The organism is Brevibacillus laterosporus LMG 15441, from assembly GCF_000219535.2.
GTDB lineage: Bacteria > Bacillota > Bacilli > Brevibacillales > Brevibacillaceae > Brevibacillus_B > Brevibacillus_B halotolerans.
In genome coordinates, this window is the sequence record NZ_CP007806.1 from 4,315,504 (window position 1) to 4,328,776 (window position 13,273).

Here is a 13,273-nt window from a genome sequence, read left to right on the forward strand (position 1 = left end):
CCTCCTTTACCTCATTACACTTCTTCTACTACAGTTGGCGTATTCTTCTTTTTCCGATTAAAACGATTCTTGAACTTACGGCCCCAGTTATCAAATGTGACATATACAACAGGGACAAGTACAAGAGTGATTAGCGTGGAGAATGTTAGACCGAAAATAACCACCACTGCCATTGGAGCTTGGGATTCGTTACCGGAACCACCTGCAAATGCTAGTGGAGTAATGGCTAGAACAGTTGCTAACGTAGTCATCATGATCGGACGCAGACGAATTGGACCAGCTTTTAAGATTGCAGCATCTCGATCTAAACCGTCCTTGCGAGCTGTAATAATGTAATCCATAAGAACGATCGCATTATTTACAACAATACCTACTAACAAGATATAACCAATCAGGGCTGGTACTGACAATGGTTGACCTGTCACAAACAATCCAACCACAACCCCAATAAAGGTAGGCGGTACAGAGAACATGATGATAAACGGACTAAATAGGGACTCAAATTGGCTCGCCATAACCATGTAGACAAGAACAATAGACAAGAGAATCGCCAGACCTAGACTGCCAAAGGATTCTTCCATATCTTTAGACTGACCGCCGTATTCAATATGGTATCCATCTGGAAGATTCAATTGTGCCAGTTTTTCTTGAACCTCACCCATAATCGAGTTCAGGTCACGACCACTAGTATCAGCGGTAATGGTAACCTCACGAGTCTGATCCGCACGTTTAATCATTTGTGCTACTTCCACTTTTTCCACTTTAGCAATAGCACCTATCGATACTTGCGCCCCGCTAGGAGTAGTAACCGTCAAACGCTCTAAATGCTTTGGTTCATCCTGAATCGTTTTTGGCAAACGAACTTTTACGTCAACCTCATCGTCACCTGTCTGATAACGAGTTAAGGTTTGCCCTTCAAAAGCCGTCCGTACATATGACAGAACCTGTTGTGTACTTAGGCCATATTGACTTGCCTTTTCACGATCGACTACTACCTGGAACTCTCGGTCTTTTTCTTCTAAAGAGGTGGTTAAGTTTGCCGTTCCAGAAACCTTGCCGACCACACCCATAATAATATTACTGATATCATCTAATACCTCTAAATCATCACCACGTAAGCTGATTTCCAGTGGCGTACCGCCCATGCCACCCATGCCATCCAAATGTTTAACCGTAATTTCTGCACCAGGTATATTTTTAACCTGATTTCGTAAGTCATCAATGATTTGATCTGTGGTACGTGTACGCTCTTTTGCATCTACTAGGGTAAGCTGTAGCTCTCCGCGGTTCGTAGCACTATTCGCTAGCACAGATACACCCGCACTCCCAATGGATACATACAATTCTTTTAGCTCAGGTACCTTTTTCACTATTCCTTCAAGTTCGTTAATAACTTTTTCCGTTTCCTGAATGCGCGTGTTATTAGCTAGTTTCGCAGCTACAGTAATTTTTCCTTGGTCCATGGAAGGAATAAATTCCGCTCCAATAAACGGTGTCAAAATGATAGCACCCACAAACATAAGGGCTACAGCAAGGTAAACGGTCTTACGCCAATTGATTGCCCATTTTAGGAATCTTCCATAGTAATGAGAAAGTTTCGTAAAGCCAATGTTAAACCATGTGATCGGATTGAAGCCCCGATACGTTCCAGAATGGTAGATTTCCTCATCCGGGATGCGTTTCAAAATTCGTGCAGACATCATAGGCACAAGAGCAATAGATGCTAAAAGTGCCGCTATATGTGAGTACACAACCGTTAGTGCCAATGGTCCGAATAATTGAGAAGCTAATCCTTCAACGAACATGATCGGCAAGAATACACAAATTTGGGCAAGAGCAGAAGCCATGACCGCTGTTCCCACCTCTTGGGAACCAAAGCGAGCAGCTTGCACCATTGATTTGCCTTCCTGTCGATGTCTGAAAATATTTTCTAGGATAACGACAGCGAAGTCAACCAACGAGCCTAGTCCAAGTGTTAAACCACCAAGCGAGATCAGGTTGATTGTCTGACCCGTAAAATACATTAAGCAGAAGGTAGCAATTACAGAAATCGGAATTACAACTGCAATAATTAAAACAGAGCGAACGCTATTTAAAAACAAGAGTAGAATAATGGTCGAGAATGCCGCCCCTATCAAGGCATGCTCAGCCACTGTGTAGATTGAATCTTTAATAAACTGTGAAGAATCCGTGATCATGGAAATCTCAGTACCTGGTGGCAGATTCTCCTTTAGCCTCTCAATCTCTACTTTGGCTGCATCTGCAACTTTAATGGTATTTCCACCTGAAGCTTTTGTAACAGAAATTCCTACAGTCGGTTTCCCATTATAATAACTGAACTGGGTTTGTTCCTTATACGTATCCTCGACAAAAGCAATATTTTTTAGCGGAATAGTTGAAGCACCAACCACTATAGGTGTTTCACCAATATCCTTAATCGTTGTATATTCTCCTTGGACGCGAATGCTTAGCTTTTTATCTCCTTCACGTACCATACCAGCTGCTCCAGAAAGGTTAGTCCCCATTAAAGCCTGCTGTACTTGTTCTAAAGTAATACCGTAAGCAGTGATTTTGTCAGAATCAAGCGTTACTTCAATGATACGTTCCTTCCCACCATTAACTCCGACAGAAGCGACTCCATCAATACGTTCAATTCGAGATTTAATAACATTATCAGCTAATTCCTTTAGCTTCGTAATATCATTATTACCTGTTAGTGCAAACGTCATGATTGGCTCACTATTTGGGTCTAGCTTAAGAACGCGCGGCGCTTTAGCCGTGTCTGGCAATGCTCCCCGCACCTGGTCTACCTTGTCACGCATGTTTAGCGTGGCTTGGTCCATGTTGGTGCCCCAATTAAACTGGACGATAACCTGTGAGGCTCCACTCATGGAAAACGACGATAACTTACTTACATTAGGAACAGTCCCTAATGCTTCCTCTACAGGCTTTGTTACTAATTTTTCCACTGATGCAGGTGTCCCGCCCTCAACCGAGGTTACAACAACAGCAACCGGCAGGTTCAGGTTAGGATAGAGTTCTACCGCCAATTTGGGTAGCGACACGAATCCAAAAATGAGGACGGCTAATGCCAGCATCACGATGGTTACGGGTCGATTAATCGCAAACCTTGAAATGTTCATCTCTGTTCCCTCTCTCCTTTAATAAGGAATGATATTTTTTCTCGAGATAATGATTGAGCAATTCTAAAGATTGAGTAATTTGTTTTCGTTCATGTTCCTTCATCCCCTCAAATAATTCGGGTAAGTACTGATCTTTCATTAGTGGAAATCGTTTTTGAAGCTGAGAAAAATCTTGAGCAAGAAAAACCCAGACTATGCGTCTGTCGTTATGATCTCGCTTGCGAATTACTAAGTTCGCTTTTTCCAAACGATCAATGATGCCAGAAACGGTGCTATAGGATAATTCTAGACTTTTACTTATTTCTCCAATTGTCTTCGGATTTTCTTTTACTTGATGAATCACCATAATCTGAGGTTTAGTAATGCCGCTCTCCACCAGCTCTTGTGTAAAAATCCCGATGTATAAATTCCACATGTCCATCAATCGATCAGTGAGCTCATTCATAGAATCACGGCAACCTCCTCCTACTGTTTTTATTTCGCTATACGAAACATTATGTCATGATGATTACCTTGTATCAAGAATTTTCCAAAGCTACTTATGCCTAAAAGCAGCTTCTGTCATTGGTCTAACTGATAATACGTAACTCCTTACAAAAAATTTCTCTTTCCAATAATTTGATGTGCTTTTTTGTGTGAATTATAGAAAAGTTTATCTTTTTTTCATTAGAATGTCGACAATCACGCGTAAACAGCATGCCCTTTCAACGTTTTACTCAGATAAATGCTCCTCCCTGCGTAACTTCAGCTTGAAAGCAAGCTGGGGACCGCTTCTTACCACCGAGTGCCCCCTCTATTGTCACTCCCTTGAAGAAGTTCGTTTTTATAAAATTTCCTTTTTAAAAATAATTGTAACTTTTCTTTTTTTATTCTCGACTTTGTATGTGAGCAAGAAAAATGAAAAGAAAAGGAAGATAATTATGAAAAAATCAACGAATAAAACAGTCTTGAGTCTTATGGCAGCTCTTATGCTTTCATCAACTCCGGTATGGGCTAGTGCCAAAACAATTTCAGAAGAACCTGAAAAAATTCAAACTATACAGGAGTTAGATCAGGTAGTAAAAAAATCCATCAAACAATTGACTGAAATTCTTCCTGAATTAAAAGAGTTAACTCGAATTGAGGTTTTACCTTATTCTGAAGGAAAAACAAGAGTTGTTCTTTCTAAAGAAAAAGGTATGAAGTTCCCATCTGCTGATATCATAATAGATTCTAAGTCAGGGGTTATTCAAGAATTTGATATTAGAAAAAAAGATATTTATTCCGATGAACCAGCTAACAAAGAAATGGCCAAGGAAAAAGGAGAAGCTTTTCTGAAAAAACTTCTAGGTGATCGCGCTGATCAATATAAAGTCAAAGAAAAAATTGGAACTGGAGGAGGAGATGGCACTACTGATAGACACGCTTGGATTAACATCTCATTTAATCGTGTAATCGATGACATTGAACTTAAGGATGATCAATATTATCTTCAAATAAATCCAAATGGAGATATTATTGGTATGGAAAAGAGAAATGCAACCAGTTCTGATGAAGAACTACCAAAGCCGGAAAAACTAATCAGTAAAAAACAAGTAGAAGAAACACTGTCTAAAATGATTTTCTCTTATATTTCAGCAGATGATGGAAGAGTAGTCTATCTCTTTAACAGTACTCCCTACGTGAATGCTGAAACGGGAGAAAAAATCGGCACCTTCCAAGATACTTTCTACTCTGATGCCTATCCAGCAAATGCAAGTGGTAAAAAATTAGTAGCTCATACACCTGATGAGGCTGCTGAAATTCTACAGTCAGTATTAGGCTTTGATGTAAAAGGATTGACCTTAGCTGAAGAACCAGATAAGGACACTTTAGTGTATACATGGTACAAAAAAGACGAGGCTGTAGCTATGGTTAAGACAAAAGACGACCAAGTACTGTCAGTAGTAATCGATGATGAAAACAAAGATGATGAAAAAGCTGCAATCTCTCCGGAGAAAGGTCAAGAACTCGCTGTAAAAACTCTTCAAAAGTATTTAGGTGACGATGTAAAAGAATTAATCAATAAATCTTGGAAAACAAACAAAGGACCAGGCATTGTAATCCATTACAAAATCCATCAAGCTCATGAAGGAATTTTAGTTTCCGACCGTACTTATTCAGTAACAGTGAACCGTGCTACTGGCAAAGTAACAGCCATTCGCGGCCTAGGTACAACTTCTGACAAGCTACCAGACAAGGATTCTATTATTGACCCTGAAACAGCTACAAAAGCTCTACTTAAAGAAACTCCACTTACGCTTGTCTATATTACTGAAAAAACCACTGGCAATGAAGGAGACGCATATCTTGCCTATACAGTAGACAGAGACGTACGTATCAATGGAATTACTGGAGAACGAGAAGAAGAATAATCTATAAATAACCAATCACTCCAAAGCCATCCTTTTTGTTGAGGATGGCTTTTATCCAGGAGGGGAATTATGCCTTGACGGAAGACGAAAAGGAACATATCCAGCATATATACCGTACTCATTATCAGGACATCTATCAATTTCTAGTCTTTTTTACAGGCGATCAAAACGAAGCAGAGGATTTGACACAGGAGGTCTTTATTCGTCTGTTCCGCTCTTTGTCCAGCTATGATGGACGTTCTCCGCTAAAGCTATACATACTTTCTATTGCTCGTTATACAGCAATCGATCATTATCGTAAAAAAAAGCTTAAATATGTCTTTTCAGACTATTGGATAAAAAAAATACCGGCCACATTTGGATTACCTGAAAAAGAATTACAGCAGAAGGAATTACAGCAGAACCTACAGCAAATCTTTCAGTCACTGAAGCCGAAGCATAGAATGGTCATTATCCTCCGCGGTTTACGCGAGCTTTCGATTAAAGAAACTGCGGAAATTTTAGGGTGTAGTGAGGCAAAAGTAAAAGTCGACTACCATCGTGCCCTGAAGATTATGCAAAAGAAATGTCTTATTCCCACGATGGGAGGATTATACGATGAACTTGCCAAGTGAAAAAGAGATTTTACACGCTTTAAAGCAAAGAGAAGATTTACAACCGCGATCTCAATTTGTAGAAGAGTGTGAAGTAGCAATTATCAAAAGGCTTGCAAAAAAGAAACGTACCCACATCTGGTATCTTCGAACTGTGAAAATATCCTGTATCGGCGCTGCCGTCATGCTAGTGATGTGGCTTGGCTCTCCTCTGCGTTATCAGCCATTGGAATGGTCACAAACAGAGCCTATTGTCACAGAACCGTTACATAACGAACCCCTACCTTCTATTCCCAAACCTCCTATAGAGAAAAAAGGGCCAACGATTCGTCCAACTGTTCCGGTTCCTACACCCACTCCGATCCAAGTTCCAGATCGAGTACCAGCACTACCCTTAGTATCAGATCGAGATCACAAGCCAGTGCCAATTCTTGATTCTGATCAAGTTAAAGAAAAGATATCAGAGTCGGTTGTGGATAAAAAAGAGGTCCCTTTTGTAGAACAGCACCAAATGACTGAGTTTGAACAAATAGCGTTCGATTATCTAAAGCCAAGGCTTGGAGATTCTATCAATAACTTTCAAAGCTTTGTTGGTACAAAAGGAAAAGTAACAGGTCAAGTAGTATATTATCGAATGGTTCACAATACTCCTATTCTCGATCAAAATATAAATCTATCAATAAGTGTCCAAACAAAAAACGTATATTCTACTATTCAAGGTAATATTATGGAAGGAATTGATCCACATCATTTCCCTCTCCCTAAAGATGTATTGCCAAAAACAGAAGTAGAAGAATTTCTTGAAAAAGAGATGCGCCTTGTTTATTTGAAAACAGAAGCAAACCAGTATGTATTAGGATACCAACCTGCTATCTATGGATATATTGATGCAAAGAACGGTGAATGGCTAGATTCGTCATATAGACAGCTTGATAAATCAAGTGAAAGGACTATTCTCCTTACTTCAACAGAGCAATTATCTGCTAAGTCCGAAGAAGAAGCACAGTCAATCTTAGCTGATTTGTTCACTGTGAACACGCAAAAAATTAGCATGCAGAGTAGTTCATCCTATAAAAAATCTCAAAAATATATTTGGGTAGACGAAACAGGAAAACGTGGGAGTATGGAGGTAGATTGGTCCAGTGGTCAGCTTCTAGAATATTTTTATAAACCTGAAACAAATCATACTTCTACTCAAATAAATAAAGCAGAAGCTCAGCAAAAGGCGATCACTCTACTCGAGCATATCGTTCCCGTACAAATAAAAGAGCTTAATTTAGACATCAGCAAGGAAATGACTAATAATTCTTCCATTACTTTTACTTTTTATCCCGTTTATGAAGGAGCTCCTGTGATAAGTCATCCTTATCATGTCACAATTGATATGAATACAGGTACAATCACGAATTATCAGGGTAGCTCTTTTGATCCGGAATTGTTACCTAAACAAACAAACATACTTTCAATTAAAGAAGCCACACAGGCCTATATTAAGACCTATCCGTTTCAGCTAGCTTATATCTTGCCTACTCACAATGAAGCGCCTAGTTTGGTGTATACTTCTTTACCAGTAAATATCGACCGCCATACCATTGATGCAAAAACGGGGCAACTGCTAAAGGATACAGACTAATCATAAATCAGCCACCTTCTCTACTACTAGAAAAGGTGGCTCCTTTTATAGATGAATCCATAATGAAACGCTGGCTACTCTCTCTGCATGATGCGCATCTATCCCTCTACCCGCTCATAGTCTCCACTCTTGCCACCCGTTTTTTTAACCAGATAGGTAGGACCAATAACCATTTCCTTATCCATTGCCTTACACATATCGTAGATCGTGAGTGTTACAGCACTCGCAGCCGTCAGTGCTTCCATTTCTACTCCTGTTTTCCCTGTTGTTTTCACTTTAACCCATACCCCGATCGTATCCTCCCCTTCAAATTCATATGTAACATCTACGCCGGTTAGGGCTAAAGGATGGCACATTGGTATCATATCTGAGGTTTTTTTTGCTGCCATAATGCCCGCTACTTGTGCTACAGCCAGTACATCCCCTTTGCTGATTTTCCCTTCTTTTACGCGTAGCAAGGTCTCCGGCTTCATCACAACACGGCTTCTAGCAACCGCCTCACGTTTCGTAACATCTTTATCTGAGATATCTACCATGCGCGCCCTGTTTTGTTCGTTAAAATGTGTAAGCTGATCGTGTGTAGACATAAATGATTTCTCCTTTTTTACAAACGTACTATCTCTGTTTTGATTCTATGCTAATGTATTCGATTTGACTAATCAAATAAGTAAATCTTCCTACTACTCTCTTCCACGGTTCGCCTTCTTTGTCTTTTTCCGTTAAAAGAAGGGATCGATTGTTTCATGACTTAGCTTCCGCCCTTCATTTCGCCATAGTGATATGGTATGTTCAAGAGAGAAACGGAAAATAGTAAGCAGAACGAAAGAAAAGAGGCCAATAACATGCAGGTTACCCTATTATTATTCGCCGGTTTAGCAGAACGCGCCGGACAAAATAGCATACAGATCGAATTACCTGATTCTAGTACCGTACAAGATTTACTCGATAAGCTGCCACATGAATATCCGGCTTTGAAGGAACTGCTATCCAGTTGCTTTGTATCAGTCAATCAAGAGTACGCAGATCACCATACTATTATAAAGGAAAACGACGAAGTAGCTATTCTCCCTCCTGTCAGCGGAGGCGAAGAGCCACGTTTTGCGATAACAGAAGCCCCTCTCTCGGTAGAACCGTTAATCAAACTAGTTTCTCACCGTAACTGCGGAGCTATTTTAACCTTTATCGGCACAGTACGTGAAATGACGCAAGGTCAGCGTACTGTCTACCTCTCATATGAAGCCTATATTCCCATGGCCATCGAAAAGCTTAAACAGGTCGAGGCAGAAATTCATGAGCGCTGGGAAAATATACGTGTAGCCATCCACCATCGAATTGGCGATCTTCAAATTGAAGAAATCGCAGTAGTCATTGCCGTCTCCTCCCCACACCGTAATGATTCCTTTGAAGCTGGTCGCTATGCGATTGAGCGTTTAAAACAAATCGTCCCGATATGGAAAAAGGAAATATGGGAGGATGGAAACGAGTGGAAAGGGCATCAGCTAGGGCCTTGGAATCCAACCGCTGACTTGGATAGTGAGAAAAAGTAGTGTATTTCTGATTGTTAGGATGGAGTGAGCATAGAAGTCATGAATGAGAACAGATATTCGAGACAAATTTTATTCGCCCCGATCGGAGTGGCTGGACAAGAACGTTTGCGCAACAGTCGTGTTGCCATTGTTGGGATGGGAGCGCTGGGAACAGTGCTCTCCAACCATCTCGTTCGTGCTGGCGTCGGGTTTGTACGGTTTATAGATCGAGATTTTGTAGAACCAAGCAATTTACAACGTCAAATGCTATATGACGAGGAAGATGCGAGACAGCATTTGCCAAAAGCGATAGCCGCCTATGAGAAATTATCTAAAATAAATTCAGATGTAGCATTGGAGCCTATCGTAGCGGATGTTACTGCTTTTCATGCCGAAAAATATTTATCAGATGTTGATCTTATTTTAGACGCTACCGATAACTTTCAGGTGCGATATCTTATTAATGATGTAGCGGTTAAACATAATATCCCGTGGATTTATGGCGGAGCTGTTAGCGCAACTGGAACATATACTGCTATTCGTCCTGGTGAAACCCCCTGCCTACGTTGTCTATTTCCCGAAGCACCGAAGCCAGGCACAACCGCCACATGTGATACAGCCGGCGTAATTGGCCCAATCATACATGTGGTTGCCTCTTATCAGGCGACAGAAGCTTTTAAAATCCTTTTACAGGCAACAAATGCCTACAATCCTCATCTGGAGCATTTCGATTTATGGAATAATACCCACCAGCAAATTAAAGTTCTCAAAGCGAAGCGTCCGGACTGCCCTACTTGTGGACAACGACAATTTGAGTTTCTGGAGACTAGCCCTGATGATGAACTAGCTACAGCCTTATGTGGTCGAGATACGGTACAACTAAGCCCTCGTGAAGCAATTACGCTTGATTTGTCTCAACTAGCAAAACGACTCGCTCCACTTGGAACTGTGGAACAGAATCGTTTCTTATTGCGGTTTTACATCGATCCCTACACTTTAGTAATCTTTCCAGACGGACGTGTGCTCGTTCAAAATACCGACGATATCGCCACTGCACGTAGCTTATTCGCCAAATTTATCGGTAATTAGGTAATTTTGTTACTATTTTGTGAAAATAGGGTGGAAGAGTAACAAGCTTTCGAGTATAATAAATTTGCAACGGAAACGAAACGTGGTTTCATCTAGTGAAACGAACGGGTAAGGAATTATGTAACAGTTGAATTTATTTGCTCGAAGGGGGTTATTCTTTTGGCTTTTCAAGATGATTACAAAGTAAAATCGTCCATGCAAGTAGGTGACAAAACCTATAAGTACTATCGTTTGCAAGGTTTGGAAGAGCAAGGAATCGGTGAGGTATCTAAATTACCTTTCTCCATTAAAATCTTGTTGGAAGCAGCTGTTCGCCAATTTGATAATCGTGCAATAACTAAGGAGCATGTTACATCTCTCGCAAACTGGACGAAGGGCCGTGACAGTAATCAAGAGGTTCCATTAATGCCTGCTCGTATCGTTCTTCAAGACTTTACCGGTGTACCTGCGGTTGTAGACTTGGCTGCTATGCGAGTGGCAATGAAGAATAACGGCGGAGATCCGCGTCGTATCAACCCACTTGTCCCAGTGGATTTGGTAATTGACCACTCCGTTATGGTTGACTCATTCGGTTCAGCTAATTCTTTGGCAACGAACATGGATTTAGAATTTGAACGCAATGAGGAGCGATATCGCTTCCTACGTTGGGCCCAAACGGCATTTGATAATTTCCGTGTCGTGCCACCAGCTACAGGTATCGTTCATCAGGTTAATCTTGAGTACTTAGCATCTGTAGTGGCTAATCGTGAAGTGAATGGTGAAACATTTGCTTATCCAGATTCCTTGGTAGGAACGGATTCCCATACTACCATGATCAATGGATTAGGCGTGCTTGGCTGGGGTGTCGGTGGTATCGAGGCAGAAGCTGGTATGCTTGGACAACCGCTTTACTTCGTTACTCCTGAGGTCGTTGGCTTTAAATTGACTGGTACTTTAAAAGAAGGATCTACCGCAACAGATCTAGCTCTTACCATCACGCAAATGCTTCGTAAAAAAGGCGTTGTAGGCAAGTTCGTTGAATTCTACGGTTCTGGTCTATCTAATATTTCTCTTGCTGACCGTGCAACCGTTGCCAATATGGCTCCAGAGTACGGTGCAACAATGGGCTTCTTCCCGGTGGATCACCTGACACTAGACTATATGCGTCAAACAGGTCGCAGTGAAGAGCTAATCAATCTAGTTGAAACCTATACCAAAGCTCAGGGCTTGTTCCGCACAGATGACACAGAAGAGCCTGTATATTCTGAAACGCTCTCCCTTGACTTATCTACAGTAGTACCAAGCCTTGCAGGACCAAAACGTCCACAAGATCGCATTGAACTTACGAGTATGAAAGAATCCTTTAACTCCAGCATCCGCACTCCAATTGAAAAAGGCGGGTTTGGACTAAGTGAAGAGAAAATCAACACCTCTGCTAACGTTACCTATGCGAATGGGGAAAAAGCTGAGCTGAAAACAGGTTCCGTGGTGATCGCTGCGATTACTTCCTGTACAAATACGTCTAATCCTAGCGTAATGCTGGCCGCAGGAATCGTAGCGAAAAAAGCGGTAGAACGCGGATTAACCAAACCTGCTTTCGTTAAGAGCTCCTTGGCACCAGGTTCTCGCGTAGCAGCTCAATACTTAGAAGATGCAGGACTAATCGATTCTTTAAATAAAATTGGCTTTAATATTGTCGGCTTTGGTTGTACTACTTGCATTGGTAACTCCGGTCCATTGCCTACAGAGACCAGTCAGGCTATTGCTGACAATGATCTGACAGTAGCGGCTGTACTATCTGGTAACCGTAACTTCGAGGGCCGTATCCATGCGCAGGTAAAAGCGAACTACTTAGCATCACCTCCATTGGTTATCGCCTATGCATTAGCCGGTACAGTAAATATCGATTTAACTACAGAGCCTATCGGTATTGGTAACGATGGTAAGCCTGTATATCTAAAGGATATCTGGCCAACTCCATCTGAACTGGATGAAGCGATGAAAAAAGCGACGAATCCAGACCTGTTCCGTGCTGAATATGAGCATGTATTTACAGCAAATGAACGCTGGAACAAAATTGATGCTCCAACTGGAGATCTGTATGAGTGGGATAGCAAGTCTACCTACATTCAAGAGCCACCATTCTTTAAAAATCTGGAAAAAGAAGCTGGTCATATTGGAGAAATCAAAGGCGCTAACGTCCTAGCACTCCTTGGTGATTCCGTAACAACCGACCACATCTCTCCAGCTGGTAACATCACACCTACTAGCCCTGCTGGTGTTTATCTGCAAGCAAACGGTGTAGAACGAAAAGACTTCAACTCCTATGGCGCTCGTCGTGGGTCTCATGACGTTATGATGCGTGGTACGTTTGCCAATATCCGTATTCGTAACCAAGTGGCTCCAGGTACTGAAGGTGGAGTAACGAAGTATCTTCCTACCGATGAAGTGATGTCAATCTATGATGCATCTATGAAGTATCAAGCTGACACCAAAAACCTAGTCGTTATTGCTGGAAAGGAATACGGTACTGGCAGCTCCCGTGACTGGGCAGCAAAAGGTACATTCCTATTAGGTGTCAAAGCCGTTATTGCTGAGAGCTTTGAGCGTATTCACCGCTCTAACCTGGTAGGCATGGGCGTACTTCCGCTTCAATTCCTGGAAGGTACTAACTGGCATACATTAGGATTAACAGGACGCGAAACCTTCGATATTCTTGGCCTGAGTGATCAAGTTCAACCAAGCCAGATCTTGAAGGTTGTAGGTACTCGCGAAGATGGCTCTACATTTGAATTCGAAACTATCGCTCGTCTAGATAGCACAGTTGATATCGACTACTATCGAAATGGTGGTATCCTTCAAACAGTTCTTCGCCAATTATTTGACGAAAGCAAATAATACTTGAGAGTTGTTACAT

General features: G+C 41.4%; 9 protein-coding genes. 6 read left to right on the top strand and 3 right to left on the bottom strand.

The features are described 5' to 3' along the window. Nucleotides 1-14: 14 nt before the first annotated feature. The gene (locus BRLA_RS18970; RefSeq protein ID WP_003334809.1) at nt 15-3,143 is read right to left on the bottom strand and encodes an efflux RND transporter permease subunit; all 3,129 of its coding nucleotides are present in this window, start codon (nt 3,141-3,143) and stop codon (nt 15-17) included. Then, nucleotides 3,118-3,588, bottom strand: a complete 471-nt coding sequence (locus tag BRLA_RS18975; RefSeq protein WP_003334808.1) for a MarR family winged helix-turn-helix transcriptional regulator — start codon at nt 3,586-3,588, stop codon at nt 3,118-3,120. Before BRLA_RS18975 ends, BRLA_RS18970 begins: the two co-directional genes overlap by 26 nt. A gap of 475 nt (nt 3,589-4,063) precedes the next feature. Between BRLA_RS18975 and BRLA_RS18980 the strand changes: the two genes are divergently transcribed. The 3 genes from BRLA_RS18980 to BRLA_RS18990 all read left to right on the top strand — a co-directional run bounded on the left by BRLA_RS18980 (nt 4,064) and on the right by BRLA_RS18990 (nt 7,762). After that, complete coding sequence (locus tag BRLA_RS18980) at nt 4,064-5,536, top strand: YcdB/YcdC domain-containing protein (RefSeq protein WP_003334807.1); 1,473 nt, start codon at nt 4,064-4,066, stop codon at nt 5,534-5,536. Between the two features lie 74 nt (nt 5,537-5,610). Beyond that, entirely contained in the window at nt 5,611-6,150 is a 540-nt protein-coding gene (locus tag BRLA_RS18985; RefSeq protein ID WP_003334806.1) for an RNA polymerase sigma factor, read from the top strand. Continuing rightward, nucleotides 6,134-7,762 carry a YcdB/YcdC domain-containing protein gene (locus BRLA_RS18990; protein WP_003334805.1) on the top strand — a complete coding sequence of 543 codons (1,629 nt, stop codon included), beginning with the start codon at nt 6,134-6,136 and terminating at the stop codon, nt 7,760-7,762. Before BRLA_RS18985 ends, BRLA_RS18990 begins: the two co-directional genes overlap by 17 nt. Nucleotides 7,763-7,860: 98 nt before the next feature. Here BRLA_RS18990 and moaC read toward each other — a convergent pair whose 3' ends face one another. Beyond that, complete coding sequence (gene moaC / locus BRLA_RS18995) at nt 7,861-8,349, bottom strand: cyclic pyranopterin monophosphate synthase MoaC (protein ID WP_003334804.1); 489 nt, start codon at nt 8,347-8,349, stop codon at nt 7,861-7,863. Between the two features lie 255 nt (nt 8,350-8,604). Here moaC and moaD point away from each other — a divergent pair, with 255 nt between their 5' ends. The 3 genes from moaD (at nt 8,605) to acnA (ending at nt 13,254) form a co-directional block, all read left to right on the top strand. After that, nucleotides 8,605-9,309 (top strand): molybdopterin converting factor subunit 1, encoded by a 705-nt coding sequence (gene moaD, locus BRLA_RS19000; protein ID WP_041752380.1) that lies wholly within the window; start codon nt 8,605-8,607, stop codon nt 9,307-9,309. A 39-nt stretch (nt 9,310-9,348) separates the two neighbouring features. Next, the gene (locus BRLA_RS19005; protein WP_003334802.1) at nt 9,349-10,377 is read left to right on the top strand and encodes a ThiF family adenylyltransferase; all 1,029 of its coding nucleotides are present in this window, start codon (nt 9,349-9,351) and stop codon (nt 10,375-10,377) included. Nucleotides 10,378-10,536: 159 nt separating this feature from the next. Next, nucleotides 10,537-13,254 (top strand): aconitate hydratase AcnA, encoded by a 2,718-nt coding sequence (gene acnA, locus BRLA_RS19010; protein ID WP_003334801.1) that lies wholly within the window; start codon nt 10,537-10,539, stop codon nt 13,252-13,254. Nucleotides 13,255-13,273 lie beyond the last annotated feature (19 nt).

Bases quoted from the DNA above. Each gene is read 5' to 3' on its own strand.
- moaD (WP_041752380.1), top strand. From the start codon at position 8,605: ATGCAGGTTACCCTATTATTATTCGCCGGTTTAGCAGAACGCGCCGGA.
- moaC (WP_003334804.1), bottom strand. From the start codon at position 8,349: ATGTCTACACACGATCAGCTTACACATTTTAACGAACAAAACAGGGCG.
- BRLA_RS18990 (WP_003334805.1), top strand. From the start codon at position 6,134: ATGAACTTGCCAAGTGAAAAAGAGATTTTACACGCTTTAAAGCAAAGA.
- BRLA_RS18975 (WP_003334808.1), bottom strand. From the start codon at position 3,588: ATGAATGAGCTCACTGATCGATTGATGGACATGTGGAATTTATACATC.
- BRLA_RS18980 (WP_003334807.1), top strand. From the start codon at position 4,064: ATGAAAAAATCAACGAATAAAACAGTCTTGAGTCTTATGGCAGCTCTT.
- BRLA_RS19005 (WP_003334802.1), top strand. From the start codon at position 9,349: ATGAATGAGAACAGATATTCGAGACAAATTTTATTCGCCCCGATCGGA.
- BRLA_RS18970 (WP_003334809.1), bottom strand. From the start codon at position 3,143: ATGAACATTTCAAGGTTTGCGATTAATCGACCCGTAACCATCGTGATG.